A 14,873-nucleotide genomic window follows, 5' to 3' on the forward strand; every position below is an offset into this window, starting at 1 on the left:
ACCAGCATTCATACTGGTATGGGAAACACCCCCTGACACAGGCCCCATGAACACCGGCCAGCCCATGAAAAGGCGAATGCAGCCTCAGTGCTTCTGGTACAGGGGCATCACCCGCTGCGCAGCCTGCTCGAGGGCACGGATGCGGCTTTGTGACGAAGGGTGCGTCGACAGGATCTCTGGCGGCCCGCCGGCCGAGACTTGCCCCATTTTCTGCCACAGCGATACGGCAGCCCGCGGATCATAACCGGCCCGGGCGGCCAGTTCGACCCCCATGAGGTCAGCCTCGGTTTCGTGCGATCGGCTGTTCGGCAGGGAGAACATCACATCGGCCAGGGTGGCACCCACATCGGCAGTGGCCTGGCTGCCCGTGATGGCGGCCAGCACAGAAAGGCCGATGCCGGTGGCCATCTGCTGGGACACCTGTTCGCGCGCGTGCTCACGCAGGGCATGGGCGATTTCATGCCCCAGCACGGCCGCCAGTTCGTCATCTGTAGGCTGGAGCCGGTCGATCATGCCAGAATACACCGCTATTTTGCCTCCGGGCATGCACCAGGCATTGACTTCCGGGGACCGGAGCAGGTGGATCTCCCAGTTCCACTGGGCTGCATCGGGCCGAAAAACGCCTGTCTGGGCGATCAATCGCCTTGCAATCCCCTGCACGCGCGCTGCCTGGGCTGCCGGCGCATCGAGCGCCCCCTGGGCCCTGGCACGGGCAAGCAACTGGGCATATTGCTGGCCAGCCTGCTGTTCGAGCTCGGCCTGGGACACCAGGCTGGCCATGTATTGCGGGCGCTGCACCCCCACCAGCCCCGACTGCGTGGTCTGCACCTGGGCGCAGGCGGCCAGCGCGCCACTGATTGCGAGGAACGCACCCAGGCGCCAGATGGTGCGCCGGGTGATCATCCGCACTGCCCCCGGTGGCGCAGCGCATGGTCCATCAGCACAATGGCCAGCAGCGCCTCGGCAATGGGGGTGGCCCGGATCCCGACACAGGGGTCATGGCGCCCCAGCGTCTGCACCATGACCGGTTCATTGTTCCGGTTGATGGATCGACGCTCGATGCGGATGCTGGACGTCGGCTTGATCGCCAGGGAAACGCGCAGGGTCTGGCCCGTGGAGATGCCGCCCAGCACACCACCGGCCTGATTGGAATGAAAACCATCGGGCCCGAGCTCGTCGCCCTGCTCGGAACCGCGCATGGTGACGCAGTCGAAGCCCGAACCCAGGGACACCCCCTTGACGGCATTCAGGCCCATCATGGCGTGAGCGATATCGGCATCCAGGCGATCGTAGATGGGTTCGCCCCAGCCCGCCGGCAGGCCTTCGGCGTGGACTTCGATACGCGCACCGATGGAATCCCCCGATCGGCGCAGCTGGTCCATGAACGCCTCGAGTTCGGGCACAAGGCCCGCATTGGGCGCATGAAACGGATTCTGCGCTGCGGAGCTCCAGGACTCGAACGGGATCCGGATGGGCCCGAGCTGGCTCATGTAACCCCGGATCAGCACGCCATGGTGCTCGAGCAGCCACTTCCTGGCCACGGCGCCCGCCGCCACGGTGGGCGCCGTCAGGCGCGCAGAAGAACGCCCGCCGCCGCGCGGGTCGCGCACGCCGAATTTCTTCCAGTAGGTGTAGTCGGCATGGCCTGGGCGAAAGGTATCGGCAATGGCGTGGTAATCTCGACTGCGCGCGTCGATATTGCGGATCAGGAGCCCGATCGGCGTGCCGGTGGTGACCCCTTCGTGAACACCCGACAGAATCTCGACCTTGTCCGCTTCCTGCCGTTGGGTCACGTGCCGCGACGTGCCCGGCCGGCGCCGGTCGAGCTCGACCTGTATGTCGTCTTCGCACAGGGCCATGCCCGGCGGGCAGCCATCGATGACGGCCCCAATGGCCGGGCCATGCGATTCACCAAAATTGGTGACGCGAAACAGGGTACCCAAGGTATTGCCGGACATGCTCAACCCACGAACAGAAACAACCGGGACATTATGGCATTGTTTTCAGGTCTTCCTGCGCCTCCGTGCCGCCTGCTTGGCCGGGCGCACGGCCATGACGGCGCCAAGGTACAACCCGAACGCGCACGCGATTTCAAGCCAGGCCAGGTATCCGGACACCACGGACAGATCCGACCAGGCCCGCACGATGCCTTCCATCAGGTAGAGCAGGCTGAGCATGGCCACCCATTGCAGGGTATAGAGCCTGCCCCCGAGCACGCCGGAGACCGCGAACAGCAGCGGCACCACCTTGAGCACCCACAGCGAACCGCCTGGCCGCAGCGGTGCCCACCAGAGTTCCCAGCCCGTGCACAGGACGATCAGGGCCAGCAGACAGACCCGCGCCGTGGCCAGCCAGAACGCCGGTGGATCTACAGCCATGCTGCTATCATCGTCATGAGGTTCCACGCCACCCGCACCCGTACATGCCAAAAATATCCCGCCACCTGGCCCGAGCACTGTCCGCCGAACGCCGCGTCCAGGCCCTGGACATCCTGAAGTTTACGCTGGACTTCGCCGCCCGGCGCAAACTGACCCAGGTGGCATCCAGCCTGACGTTCACTACGGTCCTCGCAATCGTCCCGCTGCTGGCCGTGGTGCTTGCCCTGTTCACCGCGTTCCCGCTGTTTGCCGAATTTCACCATTCGCTCGAGGCCTTTCTCGCGGAAAGCCTGCTGCCGCCATCGGTATCGGACACGATCATGGCCTACCTGAACCAGTTCGCAGCGCAGGCGTCGGGCCTGACTGCGGTCGGTGGCGGTTTTCTGGTGGTCACGTCGATCCTGCTCATCATGACCATCGACGAAGCCTTCAACGAAATCTGGGGGGTCACGCGCCAGCGCCCGCTGCGCCAGCGCCTGCTGGTGTACTGGGCCAGCATTTCGCTGGGGCCGCTGCTGGTCGGGGCCAGCCTGTGGGCCAGCACCATCGTGATACGGGAATCACTGGGCTATATCGCCGACCTGCCCGACACTTTCACCCTGCTGCTTACACTGGTCCCTTTCCTGGTCTCGGTGCTGGGGTTCACGGCGCTGTACGTGTTCGTGCCCAACTGCCGTGTACAGTGGCGTGATGCGCTGGCCGGCGGCCTGGGCGCCGCTGTGGTTCTGAGCATCATGAAAGGCGCGTTCACCTGGTACCTGACCCGGTTTCCCTCGTATACCGTGATCTACGGCGCATTCGCCATCCTGCCCATTTTTCTGCTGTGGATCTATCTGTCGTGGCTGGTGATTCTGCTGGGCGCCACCGTGGCCTCGCTGCTGCCCGCGCTGCGGCTGCGCAGCCGCAGCCTGCAGCACCAGCGCGGCGCCAGGATCCTCAAGGCACTGGACATCATGCAGGCGCTGTGGCTGGCGCGCGATGACAGCCCGCCAGGGGTCGATCTGGCCACGCTCGAGACCCGGCTGCGACTGCATCCCGATGATCTGGGCGAAGTCCTGAACGCTTTGCGCGCGTCCGGCTATGCGGTGCCCGTTGCCGACTCCGATCACTGGGTCATGGCATGCAACCCGGCGCGCATGGACCTCACCCCGGCCGTGGACCGCCTGCTGCTGGATACGCAACAGCCCGGCATCGAAAGCTGGCATCTGCGCGCGCTGTCGGATACCTTGCGCGGCCAGGCGCCGGTACTGGACATCCTGTATTCGGGTACGCCTGTCGAACGGCAGCCCAATGAGGCACAATAGCGTGACAGCACGCATCGATCACGCATTCAGGAGCCTGCCATGCTGAAAGTCAACGAAATTCTGCGCGTCAAGGGCAATGCACTGTATACCGGCACACCCGACATGCCGGTACGCAATGCCCTGGCCACCATGAGCCAGTTCGACATCGGTTCGCTGGTCATCATGGATCACGGCCAGCTGGCCGGCATGCTCACCTTCCGCGAAATCATCCGCCACCTCGACGCGCACCACGGCCAGACGGATGATTTCACCGTACGCAGCATCATGGATGATGCCCCCGTCAGTGTGACACCGAACACGGATGCCCATGAGGTGCAGCGCCTCATGCTCGACAAGCACGCACGCTATATCCCTGTCATGGATGGCCCGACCCTGATGGGCGTGATTTCCTTCTACGACATGGCCCGTGCGCTGGTCGAGGCGCAGAAGTTCGAAAATGACATGCTCAAGGCCTACATACGCGACTGGCCGGCCGAAGACATGGGCCGTTCGGCCTCGTCGGGCCGGGCCTGACGGCACAGTGCTTCCCAGGCCTCGCGCAGCGCCAGCGGGCCCAGCCGATTCAGGACCCCGGGATCAGACAGAATGCGCCGCCACTGGCGGGCCCCCTTGACCCCGGCATGCCAGCCCAGCAGACCACGAACCAGAATCGGCATGGGCACCTTGCGAGCATGTTGGCGGCTCAGGTAAGCCAGCATGATGTCCAGCGTTTCTTCAGGGCCGGGCACCGGTGTGTGGGGGTCCAGCGCGCGCTGCAATTGTGACAGAATGTCAGGATGATGCCATGCGGCCCGGCCGAGCATGACCCCGTCCAGGCGCGAGAGCCAGGCCAGGCAGTCGGCCGCTTCGGTCAGGCCGCCGTTCAGGACGATGCTCGCATCCGGAAAGTCAGCCTTCAGACTGCAGGCCCATTCGGGACGCAAGGGCGGGATCTCGCGGTTCGCCTTGGGTGAAAGGCCCTTCAGGATCGCATTGCGGGCGTGCACAATGAACACCCGGCAACCGGCTTCATACTGGATACCGACAAAATCACGTACAAACGCATACGAGTCTTCCTGGTCCAGCCCCAGGCGATGCTTGACCGTCACAGGCAGACTGGTGGCGTCCTGGATGGCGCGCAAACAGTCGGCCACCTTGCGGGGCTCGGCCATCAGGCAGGCGCCGAAGGCCCCATGCTGGACGCGATCCGATGGGCAACCGCAGTTCAGGTTGATTTCATCGTAGCCCCAGCGCGCCCCAAGGGCTGCAGCCTGCGCCAGTTCGCGCGGATCGCTGCCACCCAGTTGCAGGGCCACTGGATGCTCGGCGGGATCGAAATCCAGATGGCGCGCCGCCTGGCCATGCAGCAACGCGCCCGTGGTGATCATTTCGGTGTACAGCCGTGCCGTGGGCGCCAGCTGGCGATGAAAGTAGCGGCAGTGCCTGTCTGTGACATCGATCATGGGGGCCACACAGAGGCGCCAGGCGCGCTGGTGAACCGGATCGGACGGAGCGTTTGGGGCAAAGGCGGACACGGGCAGCCTGTCATGTTTTCAACAGGCTGCCATTCTAACGCGGGTGCTGCCCCGGCATTTGGACTAAAATCGCCTGTCGTGGCCTTGCCTGCACCCTGTGCGTGCCAGTCAGTGCGCCCCCTGTCAATCCATTGCGGCACCGGGCCCGCTTCTGTCTTCCATGGCCGTTTTTACCCCTGTCAGCAACGAAGATGCCCGCGCACTGTTGCGCGCGTACGATCTGGGCATGTTGATCGCCTTGCGGGGCATCACGGCCGGCATAGAAAACACCAACTATTTTCTGGACACCGACCGCGGTGCATTCGTACTGACCTTGTTCGAAGTGCTGACCGCCGAGCAGCTGCCATTCTATATCGAGCTGATGCACCATCTGGCCCTGGCCGGCGTGCCCGTCCCGCATCCCCAGACCCGGCGGGATGGTGCGCGTATCAGTGTCGTGTGCGGCAAGCCTGCAGCGATCGTGACGCGCCTGTCCGGCGGCTACGAGCCAGAACCGGGATCACAGCATTGTGCGCTGGCGGGCAGCACACTGGCGCGGGCCCATCTGGCCGCCCGGGATTTCCCGATTCGCCAGCCCAATCTGCGCGGTCTGTCCTGGTGGCAGGCCAAGGCCCCCGTGCTGCGCCCCTTCCTCAGTACGGCACAGCAGACGCTGCTGGACGATGCCCTGGCCGAACAGACACAGTTCGCCGCCAGTGCCATCTACAGCAGGCTGCCAGCGGGCCCGGCGCACTGCGACCTGTTTCGCGACAACGTGCTGTTCGATGGCACCTGGGAGTCACCCCGCATGGGCGGCTTCATCGATTTTTATTTTGCGGGCTGCGATACGTGGTTATTCGATGTGGCCGTGAGCGTGAATGACTGGTGCATCCAGCGCGCAACCGGACAGTTCATCCGAACGCGCGCGCAGGCGTGGCTCGAGGCCTATCATGCGGTCCGGCCATTCAGCCCCGACGAGGCCGCCGTCTGGCCCGTGATGCTGCGCGCGGCAGCGCTCCGGTTCTGGGTATCGCGCCTGCATGATTATCATCTGCCGCGCCCGGCCCAGACCCTCAAGCCGCACGACCCGCGCCACTTCGAACGTATCCTGCGCCTGCGCAGCGCGCAGCGCGCTCCCGCCCTGCCCCAATCATGAAACCGTTGCAAGCCGCCGTCCTGCCCGCCAGCGCGGGCTGGCTCTGGATCCGCCAGGGCTATCAGCTGTTCCGGCGCCAACCCATGGCCATGCTGTTCTGGAGCGTACTGACCAGCCTGTTCATCAATGCCGGCGCGCTGTTCCCCATCGTGGGCCAGGCCATACTGGTGACACTGACACCCGCCCTCACCTTCCTGACGCTCTGTGCCGGCAAGCATCTGGCCGACGGGCGGCGCATTCTTCCGGGCATGTGGTTCCTGCCGCTGAAATCACCCGGCGTCCTGCGGGGCCTGTTGAAGCTGGGCTGGGCCTGGCTGGTCTGCTCTTTCATTGCCGCCTTCATTGCGCTGCTGCCGTTCATGGACACGCTGGTCGAACTCATCGATCTGCAGGACACGCCCGATCTGCAGGCGCTGGGGCAGGCCATGTGGGCCCCGCTGGTGCTGTTCGGGGTGATCTACCTGTTTCTGTCGGCCCTGTTCTGGCATGCACCGGCGCTGGTGGGCTGGCACGCCCTGCCCTTGCGCCGGGCGCTGTTCTATTCCATGGTCGCCTGCTGGCGCAACAAGGCGGCGATACTGCTGTACATCGTCACGTGGGTGGTGGGCTATTTCGGGCTGCATGAATTCATCAGCCTGCTGGCCGCATCGGGCATGAGTGGCTCGGCCCTGGCCTGGATCATCCTGCCCCTGGACATCCTGATCACGGCGCTGCTGTATTGCAGCTTCTACCCCATCTACCGGACCATCTTCAACGGTGGTCAAGGTGCCTCGAGCCGCGACCAGGCCTGAGCCAGCCGAATCCGCCAGCCCGGCGTCCGGCAATAGCCGCACGGCAGCTCGAGCACGGCATGGGCCGGCATGCAGCCTGCCCAGCGCCAGGGTTTCAGCGCCGTGCACATGAGCAGCACGCTGCCTGTGGGCCCCAGAAACAAGGCATCGATGGGTCTGGCCAGTGCCCAGGTATGAATCGCCCTGCATTGCATGAACAGCAGGCCCCGCGGGCTTTCGCCCCAAGTGGACCAGGCTGCCAGCCCAAGGCAACGGGCCGTGAAGCCCTGTGCCTGCACGAGTTCGAGGGGCGCTGCGCTGCCAAGCCAGCACGCCGGGGCACGCGGACCCAAACCCCAGCGGTACCCTGTCATGCGCCAAGACCCAGAAATTTCACGATCACCGGAAATGCAATGACCACAAAAGTGCAGGGAAAAATGCATAGGGCCATGGGGAAGAGCATCTTCACCGGTGCCTCCAGCGCAAGTTTCTCAGCCCGCTGAAAGCGTTCACTGCGCTGTCGTTCGGCTTGCGCCCGCAGCAGGGGCCCAAGGCTCATGCCCAGCCGATCCGCCTGGTGCAGGGCAAACACCAGATTGCGCACACCCGGCACATCCGTGTCGTCTGCCCAACGCTGCAGCCATTCGGCACGGTGCACGCCGGTACGCTCGAGACTGACCGCGGCAAACAGGCTGTCCCGCAACAACCCTTCGGGTGCCTGACCTGCGACCTGCCGCAGCGCAACCGACAGGCCCTGGCCTGCCTCTACACACAGGTTCAGAAGGTCGAGCATGAAAGGCAGATCGCGTTGCATGGCCAGGCGACGCTGTGCAGCCTGCCTGCGCATGCGCCACTCGGGCCAGAAATAGCCAGCCGACGCAGCTGCCAGGCCCCCCGCCACCGCCCATGCGCCCGACATCGAACCCAACGAGAACAGTGACAACGTAGCCAAGGCACCCGCGGCGAGCATGCACAACAGCCGGGCGGCGAGCCAGCGCGCCGGGTTCCAGCGATCATCGAGCCCGGCGCGGGGCGCCCACCGACGCAGGTACAGGCGCATCTTCCAGGTCACCAATGAACGACACCATGGCTCCAGCGCCAGCACCCACGGCCACCACAAAGGAAGCGCAGTGCCCCGTGCGGCCGGGCCCGAACGGGCCCATGGCCGCCCGAGCAGCCAGAGCCCGAGACCCAGTGCGAGGGCCGCCATGACGAGACCGGACCAGAACATGGGCGCCTCAGATGACAATGCGCGTGACGCGCCGGATCCAGAACAGGCCGGCCAGTTCCAGTACGGCCAGTACGGACAGGACCAGCCAGCCATACCAGGTGCGCCACAGCAGCGACATGGCTTCGGGCTCGAGGCGGGCCAGCACGAGGATCAGCAGGAGCGGCAATCCCAGCATGATATGACTCTGCAGGCGACCCTGGGCCGTCAGCGCGCGTATGCGGCCGGCCCAGTGCTGGCGTGCACGCAAGGTCAAGGCCATGTTCTCGAGCGTATCCGCGAGATTGCCGCCGGTACGCAAGGCAACCCCCAGGGCCGACACGAGCAGGGCACATGATTCGGTGGGCATCCGGCGGTGCAATGCTGCCAGGGACGCTTCGAGATTCATGCCAAGCCGCTGTTGCCGAATCACCAGGCCGAGTTCCTGGGACAGGGGCGCCGCCGACTGTTCCGCCAGATGCTGCAGCGCCTGCTGCAGCCCCGATCCAGCGCGCAAGGCCCCGGCAAGGGCCAGAACCATGTCGGGCAGCTGGGCGTCGAAACATTGCGCCCGCCGACGTTCCAGGTATTGCAGGACAAGCCGCGGCATGAGCGCCAGCACGAGGAAGATCGGCCATATGCCCCACCAGCGTCCTGCCAGCCAGGCCAGCACCACGGCAAGCGCACCCAACAGGGCGAAGAAGGCCAGCCACAACTGGCCCGGATCCACGAACAGAAAGGACGCATTCAGCGTATGCCGTGTCTGTTCGTCGAGCTGTTGCTTGTAGGCCTGCCAGCGACGCTGAGTGTGACTGATCAGCAGCCAGAACCCGATTGCCAGGCAGACCCAGGCCGATATCCATACCCACCACGCCACATCAGCCTCCGAAGCGGGGCCGTGAACCATCCCCCGCTGGTAAATGACACACGGTGCGCCCGGTGAAGAGCGCGGGGTCGAGCGCTGCAGCATCCTCGAAGCCATGTGGCATCAGGCCGCAGCCGGAAAATATCGCCGGCGGCCCGGCCTTGCCCAGGTAGATGTCCTGCAATTGGATGCGCCCGGCCTCCATCCCGGTCACCTGCACGATGGCGCTCACCAGCCGGCGGCCATCGGCGACGCGCGCGAGCTGGACCAGGATATCGATGCTGGCGGCTATATGTTCGCGTATGGCTGCCAGCGGCAGATCCATCCCTGCCATCAGAATCATGGTTTCGAGGCGGCTGAGCGCATCGCGCGGGCTGTTCGCATGGAGCGTGGTCAGTGAACCCTCATGCCCGGTGTTCATGGCCGCCAGCATGTCGAAGGCCTCGGCCCCCCGGCATTCACCCACCACGATGCGGTCCGGGCGCATGCGCAGCGCGTTGCGCACCAGATCGCGGATCTCGATGCGGCCGCGCCCCTCGAGGTTGGGTGGCCGGGCTTCCAGACTGACCAGATGCCCATGGTTCAGGCGCAATTCGGCCGCATCCTCGATGGTCAGGATGCGCTCGCCGGCTGGAATTGCATTGGACAATATGTTGAGCAAGCTGGTCTTCCCTGAACCGGTCCCCCCGGACACGACGATGTTCTTGCGATGTTGCACACAGTGGCTCAGGAAGCGGGCCATGGCCGCATCCAGGGACCCCGCGTCCAGGAAGTCCTGCATGGTCAGACGTCGCATGGGAAATTTTCGGATCGTCAGGCTCGCGCCTCGCAGTGCAATCGGGGAAATCACGGCATTCACCCTGGAACCATCCCGCAACCGTGCGTCCACCATGGGGGCGCTGTCGTCGATCCGCCTGCCCAGCGGGGTGACGATGCGCTCGATGATGCCCAGCACGGCCTGCTCGCTGCTGAAGCAGGCACTGGCGCGCTGCAGCCGCCCCGCACGCTCGACAAAGATCTCGTCGTGGCGGTTGACCATGATCTCGGACACATCGGGGTCCGCAAGCAAGGGCTCGAGGGGTCCGAGCCCTACTGCTTCATCGACCAGCGTCCTGATCAGGCTCTCATGCCCCTGCTCGCCGTCGGCTGGGGTTTGCGCGGCCAGCAGCCGGCGCAGCACCGCAGTCGCCTCGGCGCGCAGGGCACCGTGGCTCATGGTGCTGATGTCGTGCCGGCGCAATTGCAGCGCCGCAATCAGTTCGTCGTGCAGGCGCTGGCGCATCGCCTTGTTTTCTGCAGTCCATATTCCCATGGCAGGATCGGCCGCCTGTGCGGGCGCATCGATCGGCACGGCCACTTCTTGTACGCCGGATTCGTGGCCGGGCTGGCGGGGCGTGCGCCCAGGCGGCCCGGGCACAGCGGCATGGGCCGAAAGGACCTGGATCAGACAGGGACCGATCAGAAGTTCATCCGTCGGGCCAAGGGGGCCATGGCTGGCGACCCGGGCACCGTTGACGAATGTGCCGGCCAGCGAGCCCAGATCATCCACCCAGACTTCGCCCTGGCGATCCACCAGGCGCGCATGCTGACGAGCGACGCGCCAGCCCCGCAGAACGAGCTGGCAGTCTGGATCCCGGCCGATCAACACAGGAAGCACATGCCGGGCCTGCAGCTGGCGGCCATCTTCGTACGAAAGCTGCAGTTTCACCGAGCCCATTTCAACGGACCCCGGTCGTGACCGCACCCAGCCACTGCGAACCGGGGCCCGGTGCCCGCGGATCCCAGCGTCGTGGCGCATCGGGCGCCGCTTCGGCCCCAGTTGAAGTGCGGATCGGATTGGTCAGTGTGGGCGCTTGCGCGAAGCCTTTTTGCATGATGTTCGCAGCCCGTTGCACGCGCTCGTGCAGGTCGGGGTGATCCGCAGCGACCACGTGCGGCGTGACCAGTATGACCAGTTCGGTTTCCTGGTAGTGGCTGCGAACGGAGCGAAAAAATGCGCCCAGCAGCGGGATTTCACCCAGGCCCGGCAATTTGTCGACGTTGCGCGACTGATCGCGCGACAGGAACCCTGCCAGCACCAGCGTCTGCCCCGAACGGACGTTGAACTCCGTCGCGGTGCGCCGCGTCTTCAGAGAGGGCCCCCCCGGCACCGAAAGCGAGGCATCGATGGCGCTGACTTCGACCTCGATATGCGAGCGCACGGCACCACTGCGCTCGATGGATGGCGTGATCCGCAAGGACACGCCATACGGTTTGAAAGCGGTCTGTGTATTGCCATTGCCGTCTGTCGTGCTGTAGGGGACCTCGCCACCGGCCAGAAATTCTGCGGTGGCCCCGCTGCGCGCCAGCAACTGGGGCTGTGCCAGCACCAGCGCCTGGCCATCCTGGGCCAGAAGGTCGATGCGCGACGCGAGCAGCGCGTTGATGCCGTAATAGCCGGCCGCGGGCGTGGCCGGGTAAGGCAGCGGCAGGACGCTCTGGCCCGGGCGATCCGCGAAACGGCGCGACCCGCCATCCAGGCCCAGCCCGATGTGCGCCCCACCGCTGCTGTGGGGTTCCCAGCGTACCCCCAGTTCGCGCAGCATGCTCCGGGGCACTTCGACCACCTGCACATCGAGCAGGACCATCTGGTCCCAGCCGACGGTCCCGGTGAAATCCAGCAATTGCGGGTAACGACGACCCAGTTCGGACAGCCGTTGCCGATCGCCGTCGGACAATTCGTCTCCTTCAACCACCAGTTTTTCACCCAGCAACGAAACCCGGGCCCCCGGGATGCGTTCGACCAGACTGCGCAATTCATCCTGCAACTGGCGCGCGCCTTCGGGCGCCACCTCGATCGCATAGCGCTGTACGCCGCCATCAGCCGTCCAGACATGCAACGTAGTGAACCCCATGTTGCGTGCGAACAGAATCACTTCCTTGTCATCGGTGCTGACCGCCTTGAGAACCTTGCCGTCTCCCACCGCCACCCGCGCAACAGCCGGTATGCCCAGAACCCGCACCTCGCCCACTTGCAGAGCCAGTGCGGTTTCAGGCATGGACCGTGCCCTGACACCAACCGGGGCCAGGAGCAGCAGGCTCACGAAACAGGCAAGACAGAGACGGGCGCAGAGGTGGATAGTCATGGGTGTATTTATTCTGTCGGATCGATGGATGGGATGATGTCCGGGTCGTCGTCAAATGCGCCCCGAAGCTGTGGCCACGCGCCGCCGTCGGTACCGTGACCTGCCCCGTAAGCGGCGCCGTAAGCTGCACCGTCGTGACCTGCGCCGTCAATGGTGCTGTCCTCTGCGCTGATATCGGCATCAGGATCCGCCGCGGCCCTGTCCGCCATGAGCGCTGGCCCGTTTGCACGCCGGGCCAGCGCACTCAGTTGCAGATCGGGCGGCATATCGAACCAGCCATTGCCCGGCCGGCTCGTGGCCTGCTCGCCACGAGCCCACGCGGGCAGGCCCCGGGCACCGGATGAGCCATACAGAATCACGGCCCTGCGTGCCGGCCTGGGCGGTGGATTGGCCACCCCCAGCAAAGAAGCCAGATCACCCCGCGCCGCGAGCCGGTTGGCCAGGGCGTCACCCGGATGGCGCAGGATCGCCGTCAGTGTGCCAGCCTGTCGCGCAGCCACCAGCTTGATGACATCCTCGGGGGCTGCATCCAGCGTGATCGTACTGTAGGACGAACCATCCGGATTCTCGGATGGCTGGGTCTCCCGGCCGGTCGCCAGAACCTGCACCCCTTGCAGCAAGGGGGTCGTCAGGCGCTTGCGCTGATGATCGAATGAAACATACAGATCGATCAGATCACCGGGTTGCAACAGCCCGGACAGCGAGTTGACCTGGTCTACCGGCAACGTCACCGCACGCCGCCCCGGCGCCAGCTGCCCGGACAGGGCTTCGGATGGGACCTGAACGTGGGTCGGCAACACTGGGTCGCCCGCCCGGACGTCGATCATCAGCACTTTGCCCTGCAGTTCGAGATGGCGCACGGCAGGCAGGGCATCACGACCTACCCAGCGGACGGGAAAGCTGCGTACCGCGAGGTCGCCGGCTTCGAGACGCGAACCCGCAAGGAGGTCGTGCGCGGCCACGATGCGTTCGACCATTTCAAGCCGGGCCTCACGTTCGACCGCCTGGATGCGCTCGCGCACATGCTGGCTCAGGAACAGGGCAGCCAGCAGGCCACAAGCGCCGGCAAGAATACCCAGGAACAAGGGCCGGGACAGAAACGCAAGCCACCGGTTCATGAGCCCTCGGGACGCAACCAGAACACCAGTGCCACATCCTGGCCAAGCGCACGAATCAACAGGGTGAGGCTGGCTTTTACATGGGGATGCTGCCAGTCTGTCGAGCGCCCGAAGCCGCCTTCGGCGCCGGGATCGCCATGCACCGGCGAGGTGGCGTCGGGCTCAGCCGGGTGACGCCGCCAACCGTGCGCCAGCAGACTGGTGTGCACCTGGCGGATGGCTTTTTGCATGGAACCCGGGCAGCGGTAGCTCACCAATTGCTCCTGGCTTGCCGAGGCACGGGTCGATATTCGCAGTACGGCGGTGCAGGCCGCTGGCACGTGCCCGGACAGGCTGTAGGGCATGCGCGGTGCGGGCCTGGGGGACAGGATCGACAGCACGCCATGCGTTCCCGATATCGCCGGCTGCAGGTGCGCAAGCCAATGCTGGCCCTGCCGCAACCCGGAGAATTGCAGGCCATTGCGGGCGAACTGGATGCGATCGAAGCGCTGACCCATGCGCCGGGCCAGGTGAGCAGCCGTGCGCGCCAGACCGTGGGGTGCCGTGAAGGTGCGCACATCCAGCACTGCAGTCGGCCATTCGAAATGTTCGGACGCCGCCCACTGCCAGCCTGATTCGGCAGGCAGGCCTGCCGTTTCCAGGGGCGTGGCACCTGCCCGGCCGCCAGGCACCAGAACCCCAGCGACCAACAGCAGCAGGCCCAGCCAGACGCGCAGAGCCAGCAGAACGCATTGCAATGTGTCATTCATGGCGAGACCTCGAGATAGCGGGCAGGCAGCCTGCCGGCCCAGGAAGCCAGCCAGTCCCACTCGGGCTGCGCGCGCGACCAGGCCTGATCCACACCGGCCATGCGCTGCGCAACCGCGTACCCAGCCGTGCGCGACGAGTCCGCCATGGTGCGCCAGGCGGCCTGACTCTGCGCGAGGATCTCATGCACTTCGGCATCCGCCTGGGCCGCACCCGACCCCCTGGCGATGGCGGTATGGCGCTGGAAGCGCAGGCCAGACAAGTCAAAGTCGGCCAGAGTGCCAAGAACCGATGGCCGCCCGCGCGTCGCCAGCGAGATGCGCGCTGCCCAGGGCTGCTCATCGCCCAGATGCAATTCGCGTCGCAATGCCTTGGCGACCGCAGCCGGGTCACCGATCTGCACGGGCGCGGGCGAGCCCGTCTGGCCCAAGTGCAGCGCGGCGGTACCCGAGATGCGCGCCAGGCCATCGCGGGTTTGCCAGACATGGCCCGGGCCCGCCATGTCCTGTTGCGCCTGCGCCTCGATCGATGCGGGCGCCAGGCCCTGATGCGCAAACGCAAAGGCGGCGTGCCGGCTGGCGTGATCGAGTTGCTGGCGGATATCCTGCAATTGGCCCAACCAGCCGATGGCGACCCACAGACTGCCCAATACGCCCAGTGCCAGCAAGGCTTCAGCCAATGCCTGACCCGCCTGCGCATGCCGATTCATG

The 14,873-nt window shown here is 65.5% G+C and carries 16 protein-coding genes; 4 read left to right on the forward strand and 12 right to left on the reverse strand.

Features of this window, described 5'->3' with window-relative positions; translation table 11 throughout:
• Positions 1-84: 84 nt before the first annotated feature.
• The 3 genes from WCY17_RS00840 to WCY17_RS00850 are packed head-to-tail and all read right to left on the reverse strand — an operon-like array spanning position 85 to position 2,378.
• Entirely contained in the window at positions 85-903 is an 819-nt protein-coding gene (locus tag WCY17_RS00840; RefSeq protein WP_372700264.1) for a M48 family metallopeptidase, read from the reverse strand.
• Positions 900-1,958, reverse strand: a complete 1,059-nt coding sequence (aroC, locus tag WCY17_RS00845) for a chorismate synthase (protein WP_372700265.1) — start codon at positions 1,956-1,958, stop codon at positions 900-902. Before aroC ends, WCY17_RS00840 begins: the two co-directional genes overlap by 4 nt.
• Positions 1,959-2,003: 45 nt before the next feature.
• The gene (locus WCY17_RS00850; RefSeq protein WP_372700266.1) at positions 2,004-2,378 is read right to left on the reverse strand and encodes a DUF2069 domain-containing protein; all 375 of its coding nucleotides are present in this window, start codon (positions 2,376-2,378) and stop codon (positions 2,004-2,006) included.
• A gap of 44 nt (positions 2,379-2,422) precedes the next feature.
• Here WCY17_RS00850 and WCY17_RS00855 point away from each other — a divergent pair, with 44 nt between their 5' ends.
• Both WCY17_RS00855 and WCY17_RS00860 read left to right on the forward strand, forming a co-directional pair.
• A complete protein-coding gene (locus WCY17_RS00855; RefSeq protein WP_372700267.1) occupies positions 2,423-3,682 on the forward strand; it encodes a YihY family inner membrane protein in 1,260 nt (419 codons plus the stop codon).
• A gap of 39 nt (positions 3,683-3,721) precedes the next feature.
• Positions 3,722-4,195, forward strand: a complete 474-nt coding sequence (locus WCY17_RS00860; RefSeq protein WP_372700268.1) for a CBS domain-containing protein — start codon at positions 3,722-3,724, stop codon at positions 4,193-4,195.
• Here the strand turns inward: WCY17_RS00860 and dusA are convergent.
• Positions 4,135-5,124, reverse strand: coding sequence for a tRNA dihydrouridine(20/20a) synthase DusA (gene dusA / locus WCY17_RS00865; protein WP_372700269.1), 990 nt, complete (start codon positions 5,122-5,124; stop codon positions 4,135-4,137). The two genes, WCY17_RS00860 and dusA, sit on opposite strands and share 61 nt — an antisense overlap.
• A 232-nt stretch (positions 5,125-5,356) precedes the next feature.
• Between dusA and WCY17_RS00870 the strand changes: the two genes are divergently transcribed.
• Both WCY17_RS00870 and WCY17_RS00875 read left to right on the forward strand, forming a co-directional pair.
• Positions 5,357-6,331: a homoserine kinase gene (locus WCY17_RS00870; protein ID WP_372700270.1), complete on the forward strand. Its 975-nt coding sequence runs from the start codon at positions 5,357-5,359 to the stop codon at positions 6,329-6,331.
• Complete coding sequence (locus WCY17_RS00875) at positions 6,328-7,122, forward strand: BPSS1780 family membrane protein (protein ID WP_372700271.1); 795 nt, start codon at positions 6,328-6,330, stop codon at positions 7,120-7,122. The genes WCY17_RS00870 and WCY17_RS00875 overlap by 4 nt, the downstream gene beginning before the upstream one ends.
• On the opposite strand, the gene WCY17_RS00880 is transcribed toward WCY17_RS00875, so the two are convergent.
• Genes WCY17_RS00880 through WCY17_RS00915 form a run of 8 tightly spaced genes read right to left on the reverse strand, consistent with a single transcriptional unit; the run spans position 7,092 to position 14,872 of the window.
• Positions 7,092-7,475, reverse strand: coding sequence for a hypothetical protein (locus tag WCY17_RS00880; protein WP_372700272.1), 384 nt, complete (start codon positions 7,473-7,475; stop codon positions 7,092-7,094). The two genes, WCY17_RS00875 and WCY17_RS00880, sit on opposite strands and share 31 nt — an antisense overlap.
• Complete coding sequence (locus WCY17_RS00885) at positions 7,472-8,332, reverse strand: type II secretion system F family protein (RefSeq protein WP_372700273.1); 861 nt, start codon at positions 8,330-8,332, stop codon at positions 7,472-7,474. Before WCY17_RS00885 ends, WCY17_RS00880 begins: the two co-directional genes overlap by 4 nt.
• Before the next feature lie 7 nt (positions 8,333-8,339).
• Entirely contained in the window at positions 8,340-9,185 is an 846-nt protein-coding gene (locus tag WCY17_RS00890; protein WP_372700274.1) for a type II secretion system F family protein, read from the reverse strand.
• A 1-nt stretch (position 9,186) separates the two neighbouring features.
• Positions 9,187-10,890, reverse strand: coding sequence for an ATPase, T2SS/T4P/T4SS family (locus WCY17_RS00895; protein ID WP_372700275.1), 1,704 nt, complete (start codon positions 10,888-10,890; stop codon positions 9,187-9,189).
• 1 nt (position 10,891) lies between these two features.
• Positions 10,892-12,298: a type II and III secretion system protein family protein gene (locus WCY17_RS00900; RefSeq protein WP_372700276.1), complete on the reverse strand. Its 1,407-nt coding sequence runs from the start codon at positions 12,296-12,298 to the stop codon at positions 10,892-10,894.
• 8 nt (positions 12,299-12,306) lie between these two features.
• Complete coding sequence (cpaB, locus tag WCY17_RS00905; protein WP_372700277.1) at positions 12,307-13,416, reverse strand: Flp pilus assembly protein CpaB; 1,110 nt, start codon at positions 13,414-13,416, stop codon at positions 12,307-12,309.
• A complete protein-coding gene (locus WCY17_RS00910; RefSeq protein ID WP_372700278.1) occupies positions 13,413-14,165 on the reverse strand; it encodes a hypothetical protein in 753 nt (250 codons plus the stop codon). The genes cpaB and WCY17_RS00910 overlap by 4 nt, the downstream gene beginning before the upstream one ends.
• Positions 14,162-14,872 (reverse strand): hypothetical protein, encoded by a 711-nt coding sequence (locus WCY17_RS00915; RefSeq protein WP_372700279.1) that lies wholly within the window; start codon positions 14,870-14,872, stop codon positions 14,162-14,164. The genes WCY17_RS00910 and WCY17_RS00915 overlap by 4 nt, the downstream gene beginning before the upstream one ends.
• Position 14,873 lies beyond the last annotated feature (1 nt).

The sequence above is a fragment of the Castellaniella sp. genome, from assembly GCF_041677825.1.
GTDB lineage: Bacteria > Pseudomonadota > Gammaproteobacteria > Burkholderiales > Burkholderiaceae_B > Castellaniella.

What these genes read in the sequence shown, in the direction of transcription:
- WCY17_RS00900 (WP_372700276.1), bottom strand. Translation starts at nt 12,298, where the DNA reads ATGACTATCCACCTCTGCGCCCGTCTCTGTCTTGCCTGTTTCGTGAGC.
- cpaB (WP_372700277.1), bottom strand. Translation starts at nt 13,416, where the DNA reads ATGAACCGGTGGCTTGCGTTTCTGTCCCGGCCCTTGTTCCTGGGTATT.
- WCY17_RS00840 (WP_372700264.1), bottom strand. Translation starts at nt 903, where the DNA reads ATGATCACCCGGCGCACCATCTGGCGCCTGGGTGCGTTCCTCGCAATC.
- WCY17_RS00860 (WP_372700268.1), top strand. Translation starts at nt 3,722, where the DNA reads ATGCTGAAAGTCAACGAAATTCTGCGCGTCAAGGGCAATGCACTGTAT.
- WCY17_RS00855 (WP_372700267.1), top strand. Translation starts at nt 2,423, where the DNA reads ATGCCAAAAATATCCCGCCACCTGGCCCGAGCACTGTCCGCCGAACGC.
- WCY17_RS00880 (WP_372700272.1), bottom strand. Translation starts at nt 7,475, where the DNA reads ATGACAGGGTACCGCTGGGGTTTGGGTCCGCGTGCCCCGGCGTGCTGG.
- WCY17_RS00910 (WP_372700278.1), bottom strand. Translation starts at nt 14,165, where the DNA reads ATGAATGACACATTGCAATGCGTTCTGCTGGCTCTGCGCGTCTGGCTG.
- dusA (WP_372700269.1), bottom strand. Translation starts at nt 5,124, where the DNA reads ATGATCGATGTCACAGACAGGCACTGCCGCTACTTTCATCGCCAGCTG.
- WCY17_RS00850 (WP_372700266.1), bottom strand. Translation starts at nt 2,378, where the DNA reads ATGGCTGTAGATCCACCGGCGTTCTGGCTGGCCACGGCGCGGGTCTGT.
- WCY17_RS00915 (WP_372700279.1), bottom strand. Translation starts at nt 14,872, where the DNA reads ATGAATCGGCATGCGCAGGCGGGTCAGGCATTGGCTGAAGCCTTGCTG.
- WCY17_RS00895 (WP_372700275.1), bottom strand. Translation starts at nt 10,890, where the DNA reads ATGGGCTCGGTGAAACTGCAGCTTTCGTACGAAGATGGCCGCCAGCTG.
- WCY17_RS00870 (WP_372700270.1), top strand. Translation starts at nt 5,357, where the DNA reads ATGGCCGTTTTTACCCCTGTCAGCAACGAAGATGCCCGCGCACTGTTG.
- aroC (WP_372700265.1), bottom strand. Translation starts at nt 1,958, where the DNA reads ATGTCCGGCAATACCTTGGGTACCCTGTTTCGCGTCACCAATTTTGGT.
- WCY17_RS00885 (WP_372700273.1), bottom strand. Translation starts at nt 8,332, where the DNA reads ATGTTCTGGTCCGGTCTCGTCATGGCGGCCCTCGCACTGGGTCTCGGG.
- WCY17_RS00875 (WP_372700271.1), top strand. Translation starts at nt 6,328, where the DNA reads ATGAAACCGTTGCAAGCCGCCGTCCTGCCCGCCAGCGCGGGCTGGCTC.